The sequence below is a fragment of the Actinoplanes sp. NPDC023936 genome, from assembly GCF_040639325.1.
GTDB lineage: Bacteria > Actinomycetota > Actinomycetes > Mycobacteriales > Micromonosporaceae > Actinoplanes.
The window spans coordinates 95,254-117,459 of the sequence record NZ_JBEZZR010000010.1 but is presented as its reverse complement, the minus strand read 5'-3'; the positions used below and the strand labels follow the sequence as shown (position 1 = coordinate 117,459).

Sequence of the window (22,206 nt, the reverse complement as noted above, 5' to 3'; positions counted from 1 at the left end):
TCATCCCCTTCTCGCGGCGCCGGCGGCCACCGCGTTACGAGTTCGGTAGGCAGAGGTGCGGCCGGCGGCCACGCGCTCGTAGTTGTCGTCGATGCCGATCGTGGTCTCGGCGGCTCCCAGGAAGAGCAGGCCGTCCGGTCGCAGGATCTTGGCGGCGTTCTGCAGCACCTGCCGCTTCGTCGCCACATCGAAGTAGATGAGCACGTTCCGCAGGAAGATCACGTCGAACGGCTGCATCGGCGGGAACGGCGCGGTGAGGCTCATGTGCTTGAACGTCACGTTCCTCCGCAGCGCCGGGATCACTCGCCAGTGCGCGCCGGCCCGCTCGAAATACTGCACCAGCTGGGTCGCCGCGAGACCACGGTTCACCTCGACCTGGCTGTACTCGCCCTTGGTCGCCCGCTCCACCATCGCGGTGGAGATGTCGGTTCCCATGATCTCGTAGGACCAGCCCGCCGGCAGGTTCTCCTGCAGGGTGATCGCCAGGCTGAACGCCTCCTGCCCGCTGGAGCTCGCGGCCGACCAGAACCGCAGTTTCCGCACCGAGGCCCGCGACTTGATCAGCTCCGGAAGCACCACGTCGGTGAGCGCGGAGAACGGCTCGCGGTCCCGGAAGAACGACGTCTCGTTGGTGGTCAGCGCGTCGATGATCTTGCGCTGATGCTGTGGGTTGGGCCGCCGTTGCAGATCGGCCAGGAACTCGGCGACGTTGGCCGCCCCGACCGCGCGTGCGACGGGGATCAGCCGCGCCTCGACGAGGTACTCCTTGCCGGGGGCCAGCACGATCGAGGCTTCCCGGCGTACCAGGGTGGAGACGAAATTGAAGTCGGCTTGGGAGAGGGTCATCGTGCCACCGCCGGCGAACGTCCCACCCGTACGCGGCTGAGCAGTGCCCCCGCGATCCGGTCCAGAGGCAGCACCTCGTCCGCCAGCCCCGCGCCGACCACGGCGCCTGGCATGCCCCAGACCACCGAGCTCGCCTCGTCCTGTGCCAGCACCTCGGCGCCCGCATCTCGTAGCACCTTCGCACCACTCCGTCCGTCTTGTCCCATTCCAGTGAGCACGGCCGCGAAGACCGATGCGCCGTACAGTGCGGCCACCGAGCGGAACATCACGTCCACCGCCGGCCGGCACGAGTTTTCCGGTGGAGCCCCGCTGAGCTGGGTCAGCGTCGCGGTCCCCCGGCGAGTGAGCACCAGATGGCGATCACCAGGAGCGATGTAGACCGTGCCGGGCGCGAGCTCCATGCCTTCGCCCGCTTCCAGCACGCGCAACGGCGTGCTGCGGTCCAGCCGTTCGGCGAACATCTTGGTGAAGACCGGCGGCATGTGTTGTGTGATCACGATCGGCACCGGCAGGTCGGCGGGAAGGCCGAGCAGCACCTTGGTGAGCGCGTCCGGGCCGCCTGTCGAAGAGCCGATGGCGAGCAGGTCGATCCGGCCACCGGGCGCCGCGCGACGGGGCGCGGCCGGCCGGGCCGGTGGCGGGCCCGCGGCGACCCCGGGCCCGAGTCGTCCGGGCGCCGGCGGCGGTGATCCGGGACGCAGCGGCGCGACGCCGGGACGCAGCGGAGCGGCCGGCGGACGCAACGGCGGCGGCCCCGCCGCCGGCCTGCGCCTGCCGCCCAAGGCCTGGATCTTGGGTACGAGTTGCTCGCGTACCGCCGCGATCGACTCCTGCACCGAGCCCACGTTGCTCGGCTTGGTGACGTAGTCTGTCGCGCCCGCGGCGAGCGCCTCCAGTGTGGCGGTGGCCCCCGACGCGGAGAGCGTGCTGAACATGATCACCGGCAGAGTCGCGTGCCGTTTGCGCAGCTCGCGGACGGCTTCGATGCCATTCATCTCAGGCATCTCGATGTCCATGGTGATCACGTCGGGCTTGAGCTGATCGATCTTGGCTTGGGCCAGCAGGCCGTTGGCGGCCGTTCCGACCACCTGGATGCCCGGCGCCTCCCCGAGAGCGTCGACGATCAGCCGACGGACCACTACGGAATCGTCGACGACGAGGACCGAGATCATTCGACCACTCCCTTCAACCGAGCCAGGCCGGACCGAGCGCGGCAACCACCGGCGCGAGCAGCCGGTGAGCCGTTGCGGTGTCCAGCAGATCGCGGACCACCAGCGCCTGGACGGCGCCGCTGAGCATGTTCCAGACGCCACCGGCCCGGTCGGCCAGTGGAATGCCTGCGGTGTCGACCGCCTGGACCAGCAGCATCTGCGCCGCTGCGGCGGTGCGCACCCGGTCCGACAGGTAGGCGGCCCAGGACGCCGAATGCACGGCCGGCGACCAGCCGGCCGTGTTGCGGCGCGCGTCGTCGGCCGAGGTGAGCACCCGTTCACGGTCCTCCGGGCGCAACGTCCGCAACCGGTCCAGCAGGGCCGACACCGTGTAGTGGTGCGGGCCCAGGTCGATCGGGGCGCCGGCCGGCAGCTTCTTCAACGCCGCCACCCACCCCGCGCCGAGACGCCGGCGGCTCTCCTCGTCGAGCACCTCCCGCAGGTAGCTGCCGACCGCCGCGTCACAGAGCAGCGCGGTGGCGGCTGCCGCGTCGTCGGACTGCCGGGCGTCGCGGCCCTTGCCCTCCCACGTCCACGACATCACGTCGTACCGGATGCAGGTCAGCAGCGCGTCCACCGAGCCGATCGGCGCCCGTTCCACCAGGGTGAGGTTCGCCGCCGGATCGTCCTTCGACATGCCCTTCAGCGAGGGCATCCGGCGGGCGGCGCTCTCCACCTCCACCCAGAGCGGTCCTCGTACGCCCTCGTCCGGGAGCTTCTCCGCGAGGACCGGAAGATCGCCGGCCTGCAGGCGGAGCGCACGCAGCAGCACCTCGGCCGCCGCTGACCCGCCTTCGAGGCGGGTCAGATCGAAGCCCAGGACGGGTGCGCTGACGAGGCTGTACATCAGATGGTGGCACGCGCCGTGTCGACGGCCTGGTTGACGTCGAGAGCCAGCATCAGCCGGCCGTCGAGCTTGAAGGTTCCGACGACCAGCTCCCGGGTCGGGCCGCTGAGCGTGTCCGGTGGCGGCTCGAACGTCTCGTCGTCCAGGTCGACGACTTCGCCGATCTTGTCAACCAGCAGGCTCACCGGCTCACCGTCCCCCCGCAGGATGACGTTCATGACCGGACCCTGCAGCGCCTTCCGCGCCAGTCCCAGCTGCACCCGCAGGTCCACTGCGGCGATCACCTGACCGCGCAGGTTGAACAGGCCGCCGACGGCCGACGGCGCCAGCGGCACCGGGGTGTACTCGTTGAACGAGAGCACCTCCTGGACGGTGTGCACCTCGACGCCGAAGAGCTGACCGTCCACCTCGAAGGTGGCGAATTGACGACTCGCCATATCAGGCCTCCACCAGCATGTCGTCCATCGAATCGCTGTAGAAGTTCGGGTCGGCGGCGAGGATGGCCCGGCGCACGTCGAGTAGCTCGGTTACCCGTTGCTGGATCACCGCGGTGCCGACCAGGCCGTCCTCCTCGGCCTCCCGGCGTGCGGTCGTCGAGTTCTCGGCGATGTCCACGATCCGATCCACCACCAGCGCCACGCTCTTGCCGCCCTCGCTGTAGACCACCACCGAGACGGTGTCGCCCTCGAGCTCCTCGCCGTACGCGCCGAGCAGGTGCGAGAGCCGGACCAGCGGCAGGATCTGCCCGCGGTACTGGACCACCTCGCGGGAACCCGCGTGCTCCAGCCGGTCGCGCGGGAACTCCTCGAGCCGCGTGACGGTGTCCAGCGGGATCGCCACCCGGCGCTCGCCGACCGCGGTGACGAGCAGGCGCTCGGTGCCGCCGGCGGCCTTGCCGCGCTTCTCGACGACGTTCTCCCGCTCCGAGTCGACGGCCAGGTGCGAGCGGCGGGCCAGCGCCGGGACGTCCAGGATCAGGCCCACCTTGCCGTCGCCGAGGATGGTGGCGCCGGCGTACAGGCCGATGTCCTTGAGCCTGGTGCTGAGCGCCTTGACCACGACCTCCTCGGTGTTCAGCACCCGGTCGACGACCAGGCCGAACCGCCGGCCGTCGGCCTGCAGCACCATGATGTAGACGCCCTGGTCGCCACCGACCTCGAAGCCGAGGGCGCGGTCCAGCCGGACCAGCGGGAGCAGCTTGCCGCGCAGGCGGTAGACAGGTGCGCCGGAGGCGTACTCGACCTTGGTGGTGTTGCCGTCGATGAAGACCAGCTCGAGGACCGCGACCTGCGGCACCACGTAACGCTGGTCGCCGCAGTCGACGGTGAGCGCCTGGATGATGGCGAGCGTCAGCGGGATGGTGAGCCGCCAGACCGTACCCTCGCCCGGGGTGGAATCGACGCTGACCGCGCCACCGATGTTCTCGATGTTGGTCTTGACGACGTCCATGCCGACGCCGCGGCCGGAGACGTTGGTGACCTTCGCGGCGGTGGAGAAACCGGGCTGGAAGACCATCGCCATGATGTCGCGCTTGTCCATGCTCGGGATCTGCTCCGGCCGGAGCAGCCCGTTCTCCACGGCCTTCTGCGCGATCCGCTCCACGTTCAGGCCGGCGCCGTCGTCCGCCACCTCGACGGCGACGTGGCCGCCCTCGTGGTACGCGCGCAGCGTCAGCGTGCCCTCCGGATTCTTACCCGTGGCGGTCCGGCGCTCCGGCTCCTCGATGCCGTGGTCGACGGCGTTGCGGACCAGGTGGGTCAGCGGGTCCTTGACCGCCTCCAGCAGGCTGCGGTCGAGCTCGGTCTCCTTGCCCTCCATGACCAGCTGAACCTGCTTGCCGAGCGAGTTGCTCAGGTCCCGGACGACTCGCGGCAGCTTCGACCAGATGTGCTCGATGGGCTGCATGCGGGTCTTCATGATGCCCTCTTGCAGCTCACTGGTGATCATGCCGAGGCGCTGGGCGCTGCGGACAAGCGTCGCGTCGCCGATCTCCATGACGCCACGGACCAGCTGGTTACGGGCGAGCACCAGCTCACCCACCATGTTCATCAGGGTGTCCAGCAGATCGACGTCGACGCGGATCGCGCTGTCCGCGATGCTGCGCTTCGGCGCCTGCGTCTGCAGCGCCTCACTGACCGCGGCCGGCTGAGCCTTGCCCTCCTCGAGCAGGATCGTGCCGAGCTTGCGCTCGTCGCCCTCGATCTGCTGCTGCAGCGCCGAGGTGACGTCGTTCGGCTGCGCCGCGCCGGCCTCGACCAGGATCTGGCCGAGCGGCTGGCGCTGCTCGGCGACCGGCTCCGGCACGGGGCGCTTCGCCGTCTCGTCCAACGGGACCGGGGCCTCACCCTCGGCAGCCGGAGCTTCGTCGGCGGGCGCCTCCGCGGCAGCGGGCGCGGCAGCGGCCGGTTCGGCGGCGGGAGCGGCCGGCGCGGCAGCGGCCGGCGCGTTCATCTGGGCGTGGATCCGCTCGATGGTGCTGTCGATGTCGATGCCCTCTTCCGTGTTGTTCTCCTCGATGGAGGACAACAGGTTGCGGACACCGTCGATGGTGGCAAGCAGCACGGTGATGGTTTCCGGGGTGACCGGCTGGACGCCGTCACGCAACCGGGACAGCAACGACTCACCCGCGTGGGCCAGCTTCTCGAGGCGGCTGAAGGCCAGGAACCCGCTGGTGCCCTTGATCGTGTGGATCGCCCGGAAGATACGGGAGATCAGGTCACGCGAGTCCGGTTCCTGCTCGAGGCTCACGAGATCCCGGTCGATCTGGTCCAGGTTCTCGTGGCTCTCCATCAAGAATTCGCCGACGATCTCGCCAAGGTCTTCCACGACTTACCTCCTGCTCGGCTTCACAGCCCTCATCGACGTGTGCGGGCGCCAACTGAGAAGACTCGACCGAAACGGCGGAATATCAGGCTTCCCCGCCCGGCCGCCGGTATCGGTAGCCGAATCCGCGTACGGACTCGATGGGCGACTCGTCCGGGTCGGACCACCCCAATTTGCGGCGCAGTCGCAGCACCGCGAACTTGACCCGTTCCTGGCCGATGCCGGTGGGGTCGTCCCACGCCTGAGTCAGCAACTGGTTCGGCGAGAGCACCGCCCCGGCATGCCGGACCAGAGCGTTGAGCAGGCGGAACTCGGTCGGCGTGAGGCGCTTCTCCTCGCCTTTCACATAGACCCGGCGCTTGGTCGGGTCCAGGTGCACGAGGCCGTCGTCATAGATCTGGCTGGCCCAGTTGTTCTGCCCGCTGGAGGAGCGGCGCAGCAGTGCCTCCACCCGGGCCAGCAACTCGTTGTTCGCGAACGGCTTGGTCAGGTAGTCGTCGGCGCCGCCGCGCAGGCCGCGCACCTTCTCGGCTTCCTGACCGTGCGCGGTGAGCACCAGGACCGGCACGTCCGAGACGTCGCGCAGCCGTTCCAGCACCTGCCAGCCGTCCATCTCCGGCAGGCCGACGTCGAGCACCACCAGATCGGGGTGCTCGGCGTACGCCTCCTTGAGGCCGGCGCGGCCGTCGGCGGCGTGCGCCACCTCGTACCCGGCCCGGCTGAACAGCAGTCGCAGGGCGAGAGCGATGTCCGGGTCGTCCTCGACCACGAGTAGGCGACTCATCGTTTGCTCACCATGCCCCCAACCCGCACTCGCGCCCGCTCGGGCACGGCCGACTTCCGGGCACGGCGAAGCCGCGCGGGAAGTCAGCATCTTGCCTGGCACCGTTCGCGCGACCGCGAACGGAGGAATTTCCAAAGGCGCAAAAACACCATAGCGTGATGTCACGGCCTATTTACGGACAGTGACATTTTAGCGTCCTACGCCCGGCCCACGAGCCCGTCCACGAGGATCCGTGGCCACGGGACTACCGGCAGCACAGCGCCGGCGCCGGCTGGGCCATCCCCTCAGCCTGACATTTCGGGTACGGCTTTTCGCCCTTTCCGCGAAAGATGTGACACGCCGCGATCAACGGGGTGCGATAGCCCTGATGGACGATCCGCGTCCGTCTCCGATCGGAGGCACCCGTGTTCGACCTGGTGGTACGACGTGTCGTGATGATCGCGGCGACACCCGCGCTGCTTGTTCTCGCCATGCCGGCTCTCGGCCACGGCCCGATCCTGCCGCCACGGCCACACCGGGTACCCCCGCCGATGGCGCAGCCGGCGCCCGACGCACCCGCGGCCGCGGCACGGGCCGTGCCCTCCGCGGCGGCCGCGGCCAGCCGCAAGCCGAGCGCCGCCACCGCCACCCGGCTGCGCGCCCGCACCATGATGATCCAGGTCACCGCCCTCACCAACGCGAAGCGCAAGGCCGCCGGGTGCCCGGCGCTCACCGTGGACCCGAACCTCAGCACCGCGTCGCTGCGGCAGAGCTGGTACATGGCGCGCACCCGGCTCTTCAGCCACGTGTGGCGCGACGGCGCCACGTTCGTCAGCCGCAGCAAGGCCGCCGGGTACCAGCAGCCGGCCGGCGAGAACATCGGCTGGGGGTACCCCAGCGCGAAGGCCGTGGTGGACGCCTGGATGGACAGCCCCGGACACCGGGCCAACATCCTCAACTGCGGCGCCAAGGCGGTCGGCACCGGCGTCGCCTACGCGGCCGACGGCACGCCTTATTACACCCAGGTGTTCGGCTGGCAGTGAACCGTCCCGGCCCGGCAGGCTCAGAACTCGCAGTTGACCAGCACCGGCTCCGGGTGCAGCTCGACGCCGAACCGCGCACGCACGCCGTCGCGGATGACGCGGGCCAGGTCGAGCAGCGCGGCCGTGGTGCCGGCGCCCCGGTTCGTCAGGGCCAGCGTGTGCTTGCCGGAGATGGCGACACCCTCGCCGGCGAAGCCCTTCGGGAAGCCGGCCTGCTCGATCAGCCAGGCCGCCGGCAGCTTCACCAGGCTCTCCCCGGCCGGGCCCGCCCCGGCCGGCCAGTGCGGCATCTCGCCGAGCGTCCGGAAGAGGTCCTCGGGGATCACCGGGTTGGTGAAGAACGACCCGACCGACCAGGTGTCCCGGTCCTCCGGGTCGAGCACCATGCCCTTGCCGGCCCGCAGCTTGAGCACGGTGTCCCGGGCCAGCGCGAGCGGCACCCGGTCACCGGCCTCGCCGCCGAGGCTGCGGGCCAGCTCGGCGTACCGGATCGGCGCCGAGCTCCCGGACCGCTCCAGCCGGAAGTCGACCGAGAGCACCAGGTAGCGGTCACTGTGCTTGAAGACGCTCGTGCGGTAGCCGAAGGCGCACTCGACCGGCGTCATCACCCGGATCTCGTCGGCGATCCGGTCGTAGGCACGCACCGCCTCGATGGTGTGCGCGACCTCCTGGCCGTACGCCCCGACGTTCTGGATCGGGGTGGCGCCGGCCGAACCCGGGATGCCGGACAGGCACTCGACTCCCGACCAGCCGTTCGTCACCGCGTACCGGACGAAATCGTCCCAGGTCTCGCCCGCCGCGACCCGGGCCACGACGCTGCGCGGGTCCTCGGCCACCACCTCGATCCCGCTGGTGCGCAGCAGCAGCGTCTCGCCCGGGAAACCGGCGTCGCCGATGACCACGTTGCTGCCGCCGGCCAGGACCAGCACCGGGCGGCCGGCGGCCGAGGCCGCGCGGACCGTCTCCACCGCCTCGTCCGCGTGGAGCGCCGTGGTCAGCGTGCCGGCGGGGCCACCGAGGCGTAGCGTCGTGTACGCCGCGAGCGAGCTCTCCGCAGCGGAGGGTGTGTCAAACAGATGGTCGGTGAATGCGTCGGGCACGAGGTTCACCCTAAGCTCAGGCTGTGGGGCGCGACACCGGCGGCCCGTCCGAGCGGGAGACAGGTGCGATGAACAGGTTGCACGCGACGAAGGACTTCTGGCTCGCGGCGCTGCGCGCCGACGGGCCGGCGCTGCTGAACGCCGTCGAGGAGACCGGCCCGGATCCAGCGGCCGCCGACCTCACCGCCCATCTGACCGGACTGCTGAGCTGGGTGCGCGCCACCGTCGCCCGCGGCTCCACCGACCGGCCCTCGCCGGACTCGCCCGCGCCGGCGCCCGTCTCCACGGAGTGGCCGGAGGCGCTGGACGTGCTGCGGCGGGAGCTCACCGGGACGATCGAGACGCTGGAAGCGCTGGACCCGGACTTCCCGGCGTGGAACTGGGCGCCCCAGCCCAAGCGGGCGAGCTTCTGGCACCGCCGGATCGCCCACGAGATCTCGCTGCGCCGCTGGGACGCCGAGCAGGCGGCCGGGCGGGCCACCCCGATCGAGACGAAACTGGCGGCCGACGGCGTGAGCGAGGTGCTGGACACCTGGCTCCCGGCCGGCCGGCGGCAGGGATCGGACGATCTGCGCGGCGTGGTGCACCTGGTGGCGACGGACGCCGCGCACGAGTGGTTCGTCCGGCTGCGCGGCCCGGGCATCGCCCTCCTCGACACCATGACGATCCTGGACAGCGACGACCACCACGCCCGCGCCAAGGCCACCGGCACCGCGAGCGACCTGCAACTGGCCCTGACGGGCCGCAAGCGGGTCGACCAGCTGGCCGTGGCCGGCGACCCCCGGCTGGTGCAGGCGCTCCGGACCGGTTGAGCCGCTTCGAGAAAACGCTCTCACTCTGAGGGCGGCCATCGGCGTGCGAGCAAGTATCCTCTGAACCGGTTAAGTAGTTCGAGCTGATCAAGAGCAGGAAGCGGTGCAGAATGACGGCAACCGTCACGTCCACGTCGGCTCAGCCGGCGCCCGCGGGGATCACCTTCCCCGACGGCTTCGTCTGGGGGGCGGCCACCGCGTCCTACCAGATCGAGGGCGCGGCGCGGGAGGACGGTCGCGGCCCGTCCATCTGGGACACGTTCAGCCGCACCCCCGGCAAGGTGTACGCCGGCCACACCGGTGACGTCGCCTGCGACCACTACCACCGGTACGCCGACGACGTCGCGCTCATGGCCGACCTGGGCCTCGCCGCCTACCGCTTCTCGGTCGCCTGGCCGCGGATCCAGCCCGACGGCACCGGCCCGGTCAACGTCCGCGGACTCGACTTCTACGACCGGCTCACCGACGAACTGCTCGCCAAGGGCATCAACCCGGTCGTCACGCTCTACCACTGGGACCTGCCGCAGACCCTGGAGGACCGCGGTGGCTGGGCCAGCCGGGAGACCGCCGAGGCCTTCGCCGAGTACGCCCAGATCGTCCACCGCCGCCTCGGCGACCGGGTCGCCACCTGGACCACGCTGAACGAGCCGTGGTGCTCGGCGTACCTCGGTTACGGCTCCGGCATCCACGCGCCCGGCGTGCAGGACCCGGCCAAGGCCTTCCGGGCGGCGCACCACCTCAACCTGGCGCACGGCCTCGCCGCCCGCGCGCTGCGCTCCGCCGGCGCGCAGAACATCAGCATCACCCTGAACCCGTGCCAGGTCGCGCCGCTCGACCCGGCGAGCCCCGCCGACGTGGACGCCGCCCGGCTGATCGACGGCGTCGCCAACCGGATCTTCTTCGACCCGCTGCTGCTCGGCAAGTACCCGTCCGACGTGCTGGACCACATCGCCCGGATCACCGACCTGTCGTTCATCCGCGACGGCGACGAGGCGACCATCAACGCGCCGATCGACGTGCTCGGGATCAACTTCTACACCCCGTCGTACGTCCGGGCGCTGCCCGGCGCACCCGGCGCGCTGGACTACCCGGGCAGCCAGGGCATCGCGTTCCGGCCGCCGGTCGGCCCGGTCACCGACATGAACTGGCAGATCGAGCCGGCGTCGCTGACCCGGCTGCTCACCCGCATCCACCGGGACTACCCGGGCACCCCTCTCATGATCACGGAGAACGGGGCCGCGTACCCGGACGGGCCGGGCGAGAACGGCGAGGTGCAGGACCTGCGCCGCATCGAGTACATCGACGCGCACCTGCGCGCCTGCCACGACGCGATGGCTGAGGGAGTCGACCTGCGCGGCTACTTCGCCTGGTCTTTGATGGACAACTTCGAATGGGCCGAGGGCTACGCGAAGCGCTTCGGTATCGTGCACGTCGACTACACCACCCAGCAGCGTGTGCTCAAGGACAGTGCGAAGTGGTACCGCGAAGTGATCCGGCGCAACGGGCTGGAATGAGTTCTTAGGAGCGGCTTTGGGGTCCGTTTTGGGGTCCGCGTTCGTGACGACGCGGGCGGCTTCGTGACGACGCGGGAGCGGCCGACCCTGGAAGCGGTGGCACGGCGGGCCGGGGTTTCCCGGGCCACCGTGTCCCGCGTCGTCAACGGCTCCACCACAGTGGCCGCCGGCATCCGGGACGCGGTCAACCGGGCCGTCGACGAACTCGGGTACGTGCCGAACCAGGCGGCCCGCAGCCTCGTCACCCAGCGGACCGACTCGATCGCGCTGATCCTGCCGGAAACCGCGAACCGGGTCTTCTCCGACGACCTCTTCTTCCCGGCGATCATCCGGGGCGTCGGCATGGAGCTGGAAGCCGCCGACAAGCAGCTCGTCCTGATGATGACCGGCTCCACGGCCGGTCATCATCGCGTCGAGCGGTACGCGGTCGCCGGTCACGTGGACGGCGTCCTCTTCGCCTCCATCCACGGCGCCGACCCGCTACCCGGCCTGCTCGCCGCACGCGGCATCCCGGTCGTCTGCAGCGGCCGCCCACCCGCCCCGGTGCCCTACGTGGACGTCGATCACGCCGGCGGGGTCGCCGCCGCGGTACGCCATCTGGTCGCCTCCGGCCGCCGCCGGATCGCCACCATCGCCGGCCCGCAGGACATGGTCGCCGGCCTGGAACGGCTCGCCGGGTACCGGGACACACTCGGTGAAGCCGGCCTGCCGACGCTCGTGGCGAACGGCGACTTCACCCGCGACTCCGGGGTGAGCGCGATGCGGGAGCTGCTCGAACGCGACAGGGGGCTGGACGCCGTGTTCGCGGCGTCGGACCTGATGGCGCACGGGGCGTTGCAGACGCTGCGGGCGGCGGGGCGGCGGGTTCCGGAGGACGTCGCTGTGATCGGATTCGACGATTTCGAGATCAGCCGGTACAGCGATCCGCCGCTGACCACGGTCCGCCAGCCGATCGCCGAGGCCGGGCGGACCATGGCGCAGCTGATGTTGCGGCTGATCGGCGGCGCGGAGGACGTCCCGGAGTCGGTGGTCCTGCCGACCGAGCTGGTGCTGAGGGAATCGGCCTGAGCTTGCGGGTCGCCCACAGGCGGTAGTAGGGGCAGATGACCCCGCCCGTCACAGCGACGGCGTGGAGACCACCGCGATCGGCTTGCCGAGCGACCGCCGGGCGAGCAGCGTCGCCCCGGCGACCGCGGCCGGCATCAGCAGCACGGCACCCAGCGGAATCAGGAACACCACGAACACCGCCGCGCCGAACCCCAGGGCCAGCGGCTTGTTCGCACCCAGCACCGCCCGGCGATCGCGCAGGCGCCGGCCCCGGCGCTGGAACGGAGCCCCGGTCAGCTCGAGCGCCAGCAGCCACCCGCCGACAGCGCCGCCGACCACCGGGATCACCGTCTGCCCGACGAACGGCAGCAGGCCCAGGACGAAGAGCGGGATCGCGACCAGCACCGAGACGCCGATCAGCCGGAGCGAGTCGGCCGCGCTGCGCCGCAGCGACTCCAGGACGCTGACCTCCACCTCGTCCGGCACTCCGCCGAACCGGGCCTCGATCCGGCCCGAGATCGTCTCGTAGAACGGGTCGCCGATCAGCAGTGTCACAGCGGTGAACGTGATGATGCCGAGCAGGACGCTCAACCCGAGGATGCCGGCGCCGGCGAAGACCTGCACGGTGTCCCGGAGCCAGGCGTCCCAGCCGTCGGCGAACCAGGTCGCGCCCTCGGACAGGTCGGGCAGGAAACGGATCAGCAGGACCAGCAGGACGATGTAGAGCACCCCGGAGAGCAGCGCGGGCAGCAGGCCGAGCAGCAGCAGCCGTGGGCTGCGCAGGATCAGGCCGAGCCCGCGGCCGAGCAGGCCGACCCCGGTGGCGAAATCCCGTGCCGCCGACAACACCCGACCTTGATCCTCAGCCACGCCTCGGGAGCTTAGGACCCGGACGCCAGCAGCGCCTCAGCCGGGGTACCAACGCTGAGCGAGCCGCTCCCGGGACCACCGGAACGCGAACGGGCCGGAGGGCGAGACCGAGGCACTCGGCGTGGATGACGACGTCGGTGCGGACGGCGCCGGCGCCGAGCTCGGCGGGTCGGTGACCTGGGTGGGCGTCGGGACCGGCGGGGCGGTGAGCAGCGGCGGCGGCGAGGAGGACGAGGTGACCAGCGGCGGGGGTACGGAGGTGACCACCGTGACAGTCATCGTGACCGCCGGCCCGGCCGTCGCCGCCGTGGCGGGCGCCGAGGTGACCGGGGCGGCCGAGGCGCGGGGCGGACCGGCCCGGTAGCCACCGGCGGTGCCCCGATCGGGCAGAGTCGCGGCCGGGGCCGTGCCGAGACCGTCGACGGCGCTGGTTTCACCTGTGGCGCCGATCGCGGCGGGACGTGCCGCGGGAGCGCCGAGGGCCCAGCCGGTCGCGACCGCGAACGGGAGTCCGGCGATCACCAAACCGAAAAAGAGGGATTTAGGGGACAAGCGCACGTACTGAAGACGCTCCAGAGCGCCTAAAAGTTACGGCTAACGGACATAACGGCACAACTAATCGTTGAGGAAGGCCGAGATCCGATCACGCAACTCGCGGCGGTGGTTCCACAGCACGGCCGGCCGGTCGAAGACCTCCAGCTCGGCGTCGGGCAGCAACTCCGCCAGCCGCTCGGCCCAGGACGCCGGATGCACCTCGTCACCGAGGCAGCCGACCACCAGGGCCCGGCCACGGTACGCCCGCAGCAGCGCGTCCTCGGCCAGCGCCGGCGCGGCCCAGATCGACTCCAGCTCGGGCGCCAGACCGTCCCGCTGGAGCTGCTCCACCCGCTGACGCAGGTGACTCCACCCGGCCGGCGTGTTGCGGACCGCCGGCGGCAGCTCCGCCTCGACCGCCTCGGCGATCATCGCGGCCTCACCGGACTCGACGGCCGCGAGCAGCCGCTCCAGCCGCTGGGCGGCGACCGCCGGACGCCGGCCGTCCAGTGGCGCGGGCAGGTAGAGCACCACCCGGTCGAAGCGGGCGGGGTTCGCGGCGAGCAGGCGGCACAGGGCGGCCGCGCCCATGCTGACGCCGACCGCGCGGGTGGCGCCGGACAGGTCGGCGACCTCGCTCAGCTCGGTTGCCAGGTCGGCGAACGACCAGGGGCCGGGCGGCGCGCCGGAGCGGCCGTGGCCGCGGAAGTGGAAGAAGACCCGGCGGCCGGTGACACCGCTGCCGAGCGGGCGGGTGCCGGAGATGTCACCGGCGAGCCCGTGCGCGAAGACGGTCGCGGGGTCGCCGGTGCCGGTGATGAGCTGCTCCACCCGTACCCCCGAGGGGAGGGTGACCAGCTCGGTGGCCGGACCCGGCAACGTGGGCCGGCCGGTCCGCGGCCCGGTCCGATCCGCGCGCTGCAGGCGCGGGCCACCGTCCGGAGGAGGCGGCCCGAACCTGCCCCTCAAGCGATCACCGGGAACGGGATCACCAGAAGCCCTTGCCGTCCGACAGGTCCTTGAGACCGGGCCGGACGTCGAGCAGGTAGACCAGGGCGGCGGCGATGCCGATCATGCTGAAGATCAGCAGATTGCCGCTGGTCAGGAACGTGATGACCAGGCAGACGCCGATGATCGCCGCCCACGCGCCCTTGGGCAGCGTGCCGAGGGCCTGGAAACCGGCGCCCCGCTGGATCAGGCAGTGGATCAGCGCCACCGACTGCACGATCAGCGAAACCAGCAGAACCAGGAAGTTGATATACAAGCGGACGTCGTCGTAAAAGACCGGCGCGGAGTAGGCCATGACGACGAGTCTATGCCGCGGGCCCCAGCAAACGCCGGGGCCCGCAAACCATGTCGAATTACTCAGCGACAGTTCGAGGTGTCACTCCGCGGTCTTCGGAGTGGCCGGCTTCGCGCGCTTGCGCGGCTTCGGCGCGGTGGCCGGGGCGGCCTCGACGGCCTTGGCCTGGGCGACGACGGCCGGGGTGGCCTCGACGGCCTTCGGCTCCTCGGTGGTCTCGATGTCGGCGTTGACCACGTCAGCGGCCTCGACGACGCCGGTGCCGACCACGCGCTCGCCGCGGGCCACCAGCTCGGTGTAGAGCGCCACGGCACGCTCCTGCGCGACCTGGGCGAGCGTGTTCGCGGCGGTGGCGGCGTTCTCCCGGATGGCCACGAAGTCGGCGGTGTTCGCCTTGTCCCGCAGCTCGGCGGCCTTGGTGCCGGCCTGCTCGTTGTAGACCTTCAGCGAGGCGGCGGCGCGGTCGCTCAGCTCGGTCAGCACGGCCGGGAGCTTGCGCAGCTGCTGGTAGGCGAGGTCACCGGCGCCGGCGGCGGCGTAGAGCGGGGCGGGGATCTTGGTCTTGGTCTGCTCGGTCACTTGGTCTCCTCGGCGATCGGGTCGGAATCGGTGGCGGACGACTCCGCCTGGTTTCGCGCGTTCTCGTTGCGGAACGTCTCGTAGATCTGCGACAGGGACTGCTTCTGCGCGATCGTGAGCTCCGGGTCGACCGCGATGGCGGCCAGCACACCCTGCTGACCCTCGCCATCGAGCAGCCCAGCCCGCAGGTACATCGCGGGCGTCGACACTCGAAGGGCGCTGGCGATCTGCTGCAGCACCTCAGCGCTCGGCTTGCGCAGGCCACGCTCGATCTGGCTCAGGTAGGGGTTGGAGACCCCCGCCTTGTCGGCGAGCTGCCGAAGCGAGATCTTGGCGGTCTGCCTCAGGTCTCGGATGAAGGATCCGATGTCCTCGGGCAGTTCCTTGGGTGTGGCCATGCCTCGAAGCTAGCTCGGGGTGCTAGCTATTGCAAGCAAAACGCTTGCAACAGCTAGCGTGAAGCGAGTCACCCCGCCATTCACCAAACCGCGCGAACCTCGCCGACCGGGCGTCCGCCGCCCAGCACGACCTCAGGGATCTCCGGCGTCTCGGCGCCGAGCCGCCGCAGGGCCTCCAGCAGCACGGGTACGCGTGCTCGCGTCGCCCCGTCCGAGATCTTGAGAGCGACCGCGCCGAGACCGGGCAGAGCGGCCGCCGCCACCCCGTCCGCGCCCTTCTTGACCAGCAGCCCGGGCATCGCGTTCATCAGCACGGTGTCCTCGGTGCCCGTGCCGGCGACCAGTGCCGGATGCGCCCGCATGGCGTCCGCGACCCGGCGCTCCGGCGTGCCCGGCTCCGCCTCGACCAGCCGCTGGAACGCCCGGGCCAGGCCGATCGGGGAGATCGCGAAGATCGGCGCGCCGCAGCCGTCAACACCGAACGCCGCGATCGGCTCGCCGGCGAGCCGGCTCACCGCGTCGGCGAGGGCCTTCTGCAACGGATGACCCACTTCCAGGTACGAGTCCAGGGGCCAGCCGTTGATCACACAGGTGGCGAGCATCCCGGCGTGCTTGCCGGAGCAGTTCATCAGGATCGGCTCGGCCTCGCCGCCGCCCCGCAGCCAGGCGTGCCGTGCGGCCTCACCGAGCGGCAGGTCGGCCGGGCAGCGCAGCGCTTCCGGGCCCAGCCCGGCGGCGGCCAGCATCGCCCGGACGCGCTCGATGTGGAACGGCTCGCCGTCGTGGCTGCCGCTGATCAGGGCCAGGTCGGACTCCTCGCGGGGGACCAGACCGGCGTTGAGCAGGCCGACGGTCTGCAGCGGCTTGTTCGACGAGCGGGGGAAGAACGGGCTGTCGACGTCGCCGAAGCTCGTGCCGACGGTCAGGGCCACGACTCCGTGGTGGACGCTCTCGACGAAACCGGAGCGGACGACTTCTGCGACGATCACGAGCGTTCGGTCCGTTCCTGGGTGGCGGGTGACGGGGTGGGCACGCCGAGCAGCTCCCGGGCCTGTGCCGGGGTCAGCGGCGGGCGCTGGGCCAGCTGGGCGAAGCCGACGGCCCGCGCCACGAGCTGCATGTTCGACTCGACCGGACGGCCCTTCCCGTACGTCAGGGTGTCCTCCATGCCGACCCGCAGGTGCCCGCCCGCGGCCAGCGACGTCAGCATCACCGGCAGGGTGCTGCGGCCGATCCCGGTCGCCGAGAACGTGGTGCCCGCCGGCAGGTCCCGGATCACCTGCTCGCAGGCGACGAGCGCGGCCGCCGTGCCCGGCATCCCACCCGGCACGCCCATCACCAGATCGACGTGGACGTGACCGCCGAACGGCAGGCCGTACTTGCCGAGCAGCCGCTGGAGGGTGGTCAGCTGGCCGAGGTCGAAGATCTCGTACTCGGGGACGATGCCGCGTTCCTGCATCCGGGTGTGCAGGTCGACGATGAACTCCCAGCGGTTCAGGAAGACGCCGTCGCCGAAGTTGACAGTGCCCATCGTGCAGGAGGCCATCTCCGGCTCCGCGTCCAGCACCGCGAGCCGGTCCGCCTCCCTGTCGGTGACCGCGCCGCCCGAGGAGAGCTGCACGATCAGGGCGGTGGACTCGCGCAGCGCCGCGACGGTCGCCCGCAACCGGCCCTGGTCGAGGGTGGGCCGGGCGTCGTCGTCCCGGATGTGCACGTGGACCACGGACGCGCCGAGCGCCTCGCACTCCTTCGCGGTCGAGACCAGCTCATCCAGGTTCACTGGCAGAGCCGGCACGTCCGCCTTGCTGCTCTCCGCGCCGGTCGGGGCGACGGTGATCAAGGTTCCGGTCATGCGGCTCATATTGCCAGTTCTAGGCCGGGTCCACGGCCGCTGCCGACTCCCCCACCGTGAGGCGCGCATCGTCGGGCACGTTGCGCTTGAGGACGGCCAAGGCGATCATCCCGAGCTCGTGGTGGCGCACCGCGGTGCCGACGAAACCGACCGCGCGGCCGTCCAGCTCGACCGGCGTGCCCTGCGCCGGCGGGTGGTCCGAGGCGATCCCGTCCAGGTGCAGCAGCACCAGGCGGCGCGGCGGGCGGCCCAGGTGATGGACCCGGGCGACGGTCTCCTGGCCCCGGTAGCAGCCCTTGTCCAGGTGCACACCGGCGGCGAGGAGCCCGGCCTCCGGCGGAACGGTCCGGTGGTCGGTCTCCCAGTTCAGCCGGGGCGTGCGGGCGGCGACCCGGACCGCTTCGTACGCCCAGAGGCCGGCCCGTGCCACGCCCAGCTTCTCGATCACGGCCGTCTTCTCGGCGCGCGGCACCAGCAGGTCGATGCCGAGGGGCACCCGGCGGGCCAGGCCACCCTCGAATTCCCGTACCGCATAGAGGCTCGTCGGCTCGGGGGGCACCGAGCCGGCGGCGAATTTCGGGCCCGGCACCGCACCCACCCGGGGTTCCGCCAGGCCGGGGACGAGATCGGCCGCGCCCGGGCCGACGAGCGAGAGAACCGCCAGCTCGGCCGTCGCGTCCCGCGGCTCGACCTTGCTGAAGAAGCGCATCATCTCGAGGTATCGCAGCAGGCCGGCGCCGGCCCGTGGCTCGGTGTCGAGCCAGGCCGTCTCGCCGTCCTCGGTGACGAACGCGTGGTGCTCGACGTGCCCGTTCGGCGAGAGGACGAGCAGCTCGCTCGCCTGCCCGCGGGACAGCTGCGACAGATGCTGCGTCGTCAGGGTGTGCAGCCAGCTGGAGCGCTCCTCGCCGGGCACCGCGATCACGTCCCGGTGGGAGCGGTCGACCAGGCCGACCGACGTCTCCAGCAGGCGCTGCTCGCGCATCGGGTCACCGAAGTGTGCCGGCACACCGGCATCGGCGGAACTGGGGTCGAGGTCCTCGACCATCACGACTGTCACGCGGTCTCCTTGCAGTTGCCGCACACGCCGAACAGCGACACGTGCCCCACGTCGACCCGGAAATCACGCTCGTCGCGCAGCCGGTCGGTGACCGGCTGCATCACCGCCGGGTCGACCTCGGCGATCGAGCCGCAGGCCCGGCAGACCAGATGCACATGCTGGTCCTCGCCGGCCGCATGGTAGGTCGGCGAACCGTGCGACAGATGGGTGTGGTTCACCAGACCGAGCTCCTCGAGCAGCTCCAGGGTCCGGTAGACCGTGGTGATGTTGACGCCGGCCGCGCGCTCGCGAACCGCGTGGTGCACGGACTCCGGTGTCGCGTGACCGAGTTCGTGCACCGCTTCCAGGATCAGCTGACGTTGCGGGGTGAGCCGCAGACCACGCTCACGCAGCATGGCGGCTAGCGATGTGGCGGACACGTTGTCGAGCATAGTTCGCTAGTTTCAACTGCTGTGACCGAGCGGATCGTGGTGACGCCGGGCGATCTGCTCGGTGACGGCGTCTTCGAGACGATCCATCTGCGGCCGTCCGGGCCGTGGCTGCTGGAGGAGCACCTCGCGCGCCTGGTCCGATCCGCCGCGATCCTGGAGATGCCGGCGCCGCCGATGGATCGTCTCCGCGCGGAGATCTCGGATTTGTCCGGTTCCTCCGGGGCGCTGCGCGTGATCTACACGCGCGGCGGTGTGCTGAACGTCTCGGTCTCGGCGATCCCCGCGACAGTGCTCCGGGAACGCCGCGACGGCGTCCGGGTGCTCACGGCCGACCTCGGCTTCTCGGTGCGCAACCCGCCGCCGTGGTCCCTCTCGGCGGCCAAGTCGCTCTCCTACGCGAGCAATTTCGCGGCGCGCCGCTGGGCGGCGCGACAGGGCGCTGACGACGTGGTCTGGCTTTCCACCGAGGGGTACGTGCTGGAAGCGCCCACCGCGTCAGTCATCTGGCTGGCCGGCGGGGTGCTCCACACGGTCCCGCCCGGCGAGGCCGGCATCCTGCCCGGAGTCACCGCGGCGCACCTGCTGTCGGTCGCCGGTCGGGCCGGCCTCGGCGCGGCCCAGCGGATGATCACCGGCGCGGAGCTGGCCGGGGCCGAGGCGATCTGGCTCACCTCGTCGCTGCGCGGCCTCGCCGAGGTGGTCGAGCTGGACGGGACGGCCCGCGGCCGATCCCCGTGGACGCCCCGCCTGCTCGACCTCCTCGGCTTCTAACCCCCGACGCGGAGGAGGCGGGCTGACATGTGCGGCTGGAGCCCGCTGTTGTCGACGGAGATCTCGTGGGCGTAGAGCAGCGCCCCCTCGACCACGCCGAACAGCCGGTGCCCGCCGGTCACGTGCAGGCCGGACGGCGTGTAGGCGACCGCGTCCGTCCCCATCTCCAGGCGGGTCGTCGCGGCCTTGCCGATGTACAGCTCGGCCACCCCGTCCGGGCGGATCATCGTGGCTTCCATCTCGTCGCCGGGGCGGCCGTCGACCAGGATCGGACGCCAGAAGCCGGACTCGGTGAGAGCCGGGCCGATCGGCTGCGACTCGTCGTCGAGCAGCCAGGCGCGGGACTCGTACCGCAGGAAGGCCCGGCCGTCGTGGCTGATCCGGATCTCCTGCGCGAAGTTGTAGTCCTCCTCCTGCGGGAACCCGCCCTGCCCGCGCCCGCGCCACAGCCCGACGAACGGCAGCAGACCGAGCAGCGCCGGGTTGAGGTCCGGACCGGACCGCAGGTCGTGCGTGTCCTCATAGGGATAGGGGTCAACCGGTGGCGCGTTCAGCCACGGCGGTGGACCCAGCGGGTTTTCCTGCTCGGTGCTCACCAACGCCCCCTCGAAATACGAACGGCCAGATAGCCGAAACCGCCCGCCAGCGCGCCCAGGGCGGCAACCAGCAGGCTCACGAACCCGATCTCCGTAACCATGACGCGCCCATCTTATGCTGACCGGTATGGCACGTTTGCTGGTCGTCAAGGCCACCTCTGGAGCGGATGCGCCGGAGCGCTGCTCACAGGCGTTCACGGTGGCGAGCACCGCGGTCGCCTCGGGGCTGGACGTCTCGTTCTGGCTGACCGGGGAGTCCGCCTGGTTCGCGCTGCCGGGCCGGGCCGCCGAGTTCGAGCTCCCGCACGCCGCGCCGCTGCCGGACCTGCTGGACGCGCTCCTGGCGGCCGGCAAGGTCACCCTGTGCACGCAGTGCGCGGCCCGCCGCGGCATCGGTCCGGACGACGTCGTCCCCGGCATCCGGATCGCCGGCGCCGCGGTCTTCGTCGAGGAGATCATGTCCGAGGGCGCACAGGCGCTCGTGTACTAACCGCAGGTGGTGGTCACGTTCACCTGCAAGCGCCCACCCTGAGCGGTCACCACGACCGATTCCGGGCCGATCCGGTACGCCCACCCGGCCGCGTCCGACCACACCGGGACCGTCCCGTCCGGCACGCCCACCGGGCCGTTCTCTGAGTCATGGACACCGGCGTCGGCCACGAAGGTCGCCGCCGTCCCGCCGTCCGGGCAGGCCACGGCTCGCGTCCGTGGGGTGACGGCGGCATCTGCCTTCAGCACGGTGAGCGTCTCCGTCAGCGCCGCCGGCACGGGCCCCGCCGCCGGATCGGCCACCTCCGCCGTCCCACCGGCCGGACGGCACCCCGAGTCCAGCCGGATCGTCAGGATCTGGTCGGCGGAGAGCGCCGCCGCGTCGATCGCGATGAACTCACCGGCGTCGGCGTAGAACGACAGCCGCGTCCCGCCCCGGACCGCCGTCACCGAGGCCCGGTAACCGGCCGGCAGACCCGCCGCGATGCCCTCCAGCGCGGTGCGGGCGTCGCCTTCCGGGACGATCACGGTGAGGTCCCGGCTCGCGGCCCGCCCGGACCGGACCGGGGTGATCGAGCAGTCCTCGATCCGCAGCTCACCGAGGCGCAGCACCCAGCGCTCGTCACCGGCGGCGGCGATCAGGGCGCCGGTGGCCCGGCGCAGCTCGGGCAGGGCCTGCCCGAGGTCGCGCTGCTCGGCCACGGTCGGCGGGTCCTTGCGAACCGACCACAGGCTCAGCGCGAGCAGCACGGCGATCCAGACGGCCACCACCGCGGCGGTCCGCAGGCGTCGCCGTCCCTTCGCCGTCACGGCTGACATGGTGCCACCCGTCGTCTCGCCGTCACGGCAGACATGGCGCCACCCGTCATCTCGCGGTCACGGCAGACATGGTGCCACCGTCATCGCAGTGACTGGTACTCCGGCGAGGCCAGGAACCGCTCGATCATCTCGGCGCTGCCCGGCGTGAACGGCCGGTCCAGCACCTCGGCGGCCGGCACGAAGAGCATCGCCGCGCCCTCGCCGAGCACCACGTCCGCCTGGCTCGCGCCGGTCACGCCCCAGAAGTAGTGCTTCTCCCGCTGCTGCTCGGGCAGGTCCTGCCGGGCGAACAGGCGCAACGGCCCGTCCGCCGCCAGGCCGGACTCCTCGGCCAGCTCGCGGGCCGCGCCCTGCTCCGGCGTCTCCCCCGGCTCGATCTCGCCGCCGGGCAGCCCCCACACGTCCGGGTAGTAGGGCGCCTTGTCGTCGCGCAGCTGCAGGAGCAGGGCGCCGTCCCGATCGATCAGGAAGGTGCAGGCGACTCTCTTGATCAACCCC

At 71.4% G+C, this 22,206-nt stretch carries 26 protein-coding genes and 1 pseudogene; 7 read left to right on the top strand and 20 right to left on the bottom strand.

Annotated elements, in window-relative coordinates; genetic code table 11:
- The 6 genes from AB0F72_RS16155 to AB0F72_RS16130 form a co-directional block, all read right to left on the bottom strand.
- A complete protein-coding gene (locus AB0F72_RS16155; protein WP_360430972.1) occupies positions 1–846 on the bottom strand; it encodes a CheR family methyltransferase in 846 nt (281 codons plus the stop codon).
- Complete coding sequence (locus AB0F72_RS16150; protein ID WP_360430970.1) at positions 843–2,018, bottom strand: chemotaxis response regulator protein-glutamate methylesterase; 1,176 nt, start codon at positions 2,016–2,018, stop codon at positions 843–845. Before AB0F72_RS16150 ends, AB0F72_RS16155 begins: the two co-directional genes overlap by 4 nt.
- 13 nt (positions 2,019–2,031) lie before the next feature.
- Entirely contained in the window at positions 2,032–2,904 is an 873-nt protein-coding gene (locus AB0F72_RS16145; RefSeq protein WP_360430968.1) for a hypothetical protein, read from the bottom strand.
- On the bottom strand, positions 2,904–3,341 hold the full coding sequence (locus AB0F72_RS16140; protein ID WP_014447758.1) for a chemotaxis protein CheW: 438 nt from the start codon (positions 3,339–3,341) through the stop codon (positions 2,904–2,906). The genes AB0F72_RS16145 and AB0F72_RS16140 overlap by 1 nt, the downstream gene beginning before the upstream one ends.
- A gap of 1 nt (position 3,342) precedes the next feature.
- Positions 3,343–5,730: a chemotaxis protein CheW gene (locus AB0F72_RS16135; protein WP_360430965.1), complete on the bottom strand. Its 2,388-nt coding sequence runs from the start codon at positions 5,728–5,730 to the stop codon at positions 3,343–3,345.
- 82 nt (positions 5,731–5,812) lie between these two features.
- Positions 5,813–6,511 carry a response regulator transcription factor gene (locus AB0F72_RS16130; RefSeq protein ID WP_014447761.1) on the bottom strand — a complete coding sequence of 233 codons (699 nt, stop codon included), beginning with the start codon at positions 6,509–6,511 and terminating at the stop codon, positions 5,813–5,815.
- A gap of 404 nt (positions 6,512–6,915) precedes the next feature.
- On the opposite strand from AB0F72_RS16130, the gene AB0F72_RS16125 reads away from it, so the two are divergent.
- Entirely contained in the window at positions 6,916–7,533 is a 618-nt protein-coding gene (locus AB0F72_RS16125) for a CAP domain-containing protein (protein WP_360430963.1), read from the top strand.
- Positions 7,534–7,553: 20 nt separating this feature from the next.
- Here AB0F72_RS16125 and AB0F72_RS16120 read toward each other — a convergent pair whose 3' ends face one another.
- Entirely contained in the window at positions 7,554–8,633 is a 1,080-nt protein-coding gene (locus AB0F72_RS16120; RefSeq protein ID WP_360430961.1) for a UDP-N-acetylmuramate dehydrogenase, read from the bottom strand.
- 68 nt (positions 8,634–8,701) lie between these two features.
- Between AB0F72_RS16120 and AB0F72_RS16115 the strand changes: the two genes are divergently transcribed.
- The 3 genes from AB0F72_RS16115 (at position 8,702) to AB0F72_RS16105 (ending at position 12,027) form a co-directional block, all read left to right on the top strand.
- Complete coding sequence (locus AB0F72_RS16115) at positions 8,702–9,445, top strand: maleylpyruvate isomerase family mycothiol-dependent enzyme (protein ID WP_360431262.1); 744 nt, start codon at positions 8,702–8,704, stop codon at positions 9,443–9,445.
- A 110-nt stretch (positions 9,446–9,555) separates the two neighbouring features.
- Complete coding sequence (locus AB0F72_RS16110) at positions 9,556–10,959, top strand: GH1 family beta-glucosidase (protein WP_360430959.1); 1,404 nt, start codon at positions 9,556–9,558, stop codon at positions 10,957–10,959.
- Between the two features lie 63 nt (positions 10,960–11,022).
- Positions 11,023–12,027, top strand: coding sequence for a LacI family DNA-binding transcriptional regulator (locus AB0F72_RS16105; RefSeq protein WP_360430957.1), 1,005 nt, complete (start codon positions 11,023–11,025; stop codon positions 12,025–12,027).
- Between the two features lie 48 nt (positions 12,028–12,075).
- Here the strand turns inward: AB0F72_RS16105 and AB0F72_RS16100 are convergent, their stop codons facing one another.
- Positions 12,076–12,876, bottom strand: coding sequence for an EI24 domain-containing protein (locus tag AB0F72_RS16100; RefSeq protein ID WP_360430955.1), 801 nt, complete (start codon positions 12,874–12,876; stop codon positions 12,076–12,078).
- Positions 12,877–12,997: 121 nt separating this feature from the next.
- On the opposite strand from AB0F72_RS16100, the gene AB0F72_RS16095 reads away from it, so the two are divergent.
- Positions 12,998–13,240 (top strand): hypothetical protein, encoded by a 243-nt coding sequence (locus AB0F72_RS16095; RefSeq protein WP_360430953.1) that lies wholly within the window; start codon positions 12,998–13,000, stop codon positions 13,238–13,240.
- Positions 13,241–13,491: 251 nt separating this feature from the next.
- Here the strand turns inward: AB0F72_RS16095 and AB0F72_RS16090 are convergent, their stop codons facing one another.
- The 8 genes and pseudogenes from AB0F72_RS16090 to AB0F72_RS16055 all read right to left on the bottom strand — a co-directional run bounded on the left by AB0F72_RS16090 (position 13,492) and on the right by AB0F72_RS16055 (position 19,033).
- Positions 13,492–14,379 carry an alpha/beta hydrolase gene (locus tag AB0F72_RS16090; protein WP_360430951.1) on the bottom strand — a complete coding sequence of 296 codons (888 nt, stop codon included), beginning with the start codon at positions 14,377–14,379 and terminating at the stop codon, positions 13,492–13,494.
- Positions 14,380–14,398: 19 nt separating this feature from the next.
- Positions 14,399–14,713 (bottom strand): DUF2516 family protein, encoded by a 315-nt coding sequence (locus AB0F72_RS16085; protein ID WP_360430949.1) that lies wholly within the window; start codon positions 14,711–14,713, stop codon positions 14,399–14,401.
- Positions 14,714–14,794: 81 nt separating this feature from the next.
- Entirely contained in the window at positions 14,795–15,292 is a 498-nt protein-coding gene (locus tag AB0F72_RS16080) for a hypothetical protein (RefSeq protein WP_360430947.1), read from the bottom strand.
- Positions 15,293–15,306: 14 nt separating this feature from the next.
- Positions 15,307–15,690: pseudogene (locus tag AB0F72_RS16075) on the bottom strand (helix-turn-helix transcriptional regulator); the annotation flags it as partial.
- 80 nt (positions 15,691–15,770) lie between these two features.
- A complete protein-coding gene (locus AB0F72_RS16070; RefSeq protein WP_360430945.1) occupies positions 15,771–16,679 on the bottom strand; it encodes an asparaginase in 909 nt (302 codons plus the stop codon).
- A complete protein-coding gene (locus AB0F72_RS16065; protein ID WP_360430943.1) occupies positions 16,676–17,542 on the bottom strand; it encodes a 3-keto-5-aminohexanoate cleavage protein in 867 nt (288 codons plus the stop codon). Before AB0F72_RS16065 ends, AB0F72_RS16070 begins: the two co-directional genes overlap by 4 nt.
- 19 nt (positions 17,543–17,561) lie before the next feature.
- On the bottom strand, positions 17,562–18,590 hold the full coding sequence (locus AB0F72_RS16060; protein WP_360431259.1) for a folate-binding protein: 1,029 nt from the start codon (positions 18,588–18,590) through the stop codon (positions 17,562–17,564).
- Positions 18,591–18,598: 8 nt separating this feature from the next.
- Positions 18,599–19,033, bottom strand: a complete 435-nt coding sequence (locus AB0F72_RS16055) for a Fur family transcriptional regulator (RefSeq protein WP_360430941.1) — start codon at positions 19,031–19,033, stop codon at positions 18,599–18,601.
- A gap of 21 nt (positions 19,034–19,054) precedes the next feature.
- Here AB0F72_RS16055 and AB0F72_RS16050 point away from each other — a divergent pair, with 21 nt between their 5' ends.
- The gene (locus AB0F72_RS16050) at positions 19,055–19,804 is read left to right on the top strand and encodes an aminotransferase class IV (RefSeq protein WP_360430939.1); all 750 of its coding nucleotides are present in this window, start codon (positions 19,055–19,057) and stop codon (positions 19,802–19,804) included.
- Here the strand turns inward: AB0F72_RS16050 and AB0F72_RS16045 are convergent.
- Both AB0F72_RS16045 and mtfM read right to left on the bottom strand, forming a co-directional pair.
- Entirely contained in the window at positions 19,801–20,400 is a 600-nt protein-coding gene (locus tag AB0F72_RS16045) for an FABP family protein (RefSeq protein WP_014447778.1), read from the bottom strand. The genes AB0F72_RS16050 and AB0F72_RS16045 overlap by 4 nt on opposite strands.
- Positions 20,397–20,501, bottom strand: coding sequence for a small membrane protein MtfM (gene mtfM, locus AB0F72_RS16040; protein WP_041830316.1), 105 nt, complete (start codon positions 20,499–20,501; stop codon positions 20,397–20,399). The genes AB0F72_RS16045 and mtfM overlap by 4 nt, the downstream gene beginning before the upstream one ends.
- Before the next feature lie 14 nt (positions 20,502–20,515).
- Between mtfM and AB0F72_RS16035 the strand changes: the two genes are divergently transcribed.
- A complete protein-coding gene (locus AB0F72_RS16035) occupies positions 20,516–20,890 on the top strand; it encodes a DsrE family protein (protein WP_360430936.1) in 375 nt (124 codons plus the stop codon).
- Here AB0F72_RS16035 and AB0F72_RS16030 read toward each other — a convergent pair.
- Positions 20,887–21,699 (bottom strand): hypothetical protein, encoded by an 813-nt coding sequence (locus AB0F72_RS16030; RefSeq protein ID WP_360430934.1) that lies wholly within the window; start codon positions 21,697–21,699, stop codon positions 20,887–20,889. The genes AB0F72_RS16035 and AB0F72_RS16030 overlap by 4 nt on opposite strands.
- Positions 21,700–21,788: 89 nt before the next feature.
- A complete protein-coding gene (locus tag AB0F72_RS16025) occupies positions 21,789–22,202 on the bottom strand; it encodes an NUDIX domain-containing protein (protein ID WP_360430932.1) in 414 nt (137 codons plus the stop codon).
- Between the last annotated feature and the right edge of the window lie 4 nt (positions 22,203–22,206).

Bases quoted from the DNA above. Each gene is read 5' to 3' on its own strand.
- AB0F72_RS16155 (WP_360430972.1), bottom strand. From the start codon at position 846: ATGACCCTCTCCCAAGCCGACTTCAATTTCGTCTCCACCCTGGTACGC.
- AB0F72_RS16150 (WP_360430970.1), bottom strand. From the start codon at position 2,018: ATGATCTCGGTCCTCGTCGTCGACGATTCCGTAGTGGTCCGTCGGCTG.
- AB0F72_RS16145 (WP_360430968.1), bottom strand. From the start codon at position 2,904: ATGTACAGCCTCGTCAGCGCACCCGTCCTGGGCTTCGATCTGACCCGC.
- AB0F72_RS16140 (WP_014447758.1), bottom strand. From the start codon at position 3,341: ATGGCGAGTCGTCAATTCGCCACCTTCGAGGTGGACGGTCAGCTCTTC.
- AB0F72_RS16130 (WP_014447761.1), bottom strand. From the start codon at position 6,511: ATGAGTCGCCTACTCGTGGTCGAGGACGACCCGGACATCGCTCTCGCC.
- AB0F72_RS16115 (WP_360431262.1), top strand. From the start codon at position 8,702: ATGAACAGGTTGCACGCGACGAAGGACTTCTGGCTCGCGGCGCTGCGC.
- AB0F72_RS16110 (WP_360430959.1), top strand. From the start codon at position 9,556: ATGACGGCAACCGTCACGTCCACGTCGGCTCAGCCGGCGCCCGCGGGG.
- AB0F72_RS16085 (WP_360430949.1), bottom strand. From the start codon at position 14,713: ATGGCCTACTCCGCGCCGGTCTTTTACGACGACGTCCGCTTGTATATC.
- AB0F72_RS16065 (WP_360430943.1), bottom strand. From the start codon at position 17,542: ATGACCGGAACCTTGATCACCGTCGCCCCGACCGGCGCGGAGAGCAGC.
- AB0F72_RS16060 (WP_360431259.1), bottom strand. From the start codon at position 18,590: ATGGTCGAGGACCTCGACCCCAGTTCCGCCGATGCCGGTGTGCCGGCA.
- AB0F72_RS16055 (WP_360430941.1), bottom strand. From the start codon at position 19,033: ATGCTCGACAACGTGTCCGCCACATCGCTAGCCGCCATGCTGCGTGAG.
- mtfM (WP_041830316.1), bottom strand. From the start codon at position 20,501: ATGGTTACGGAGATCGGGTTCGTGAGCCTGCTGGTTGCCGCCCTGGGC.
- AB0F72_RS16035 (WP_360430936.1), top strand. From the start codon at position 20,516: ATGCTGACCGGTATGGCACGTTTGCTGGTCGTCAAGGCCACCTCTGGA.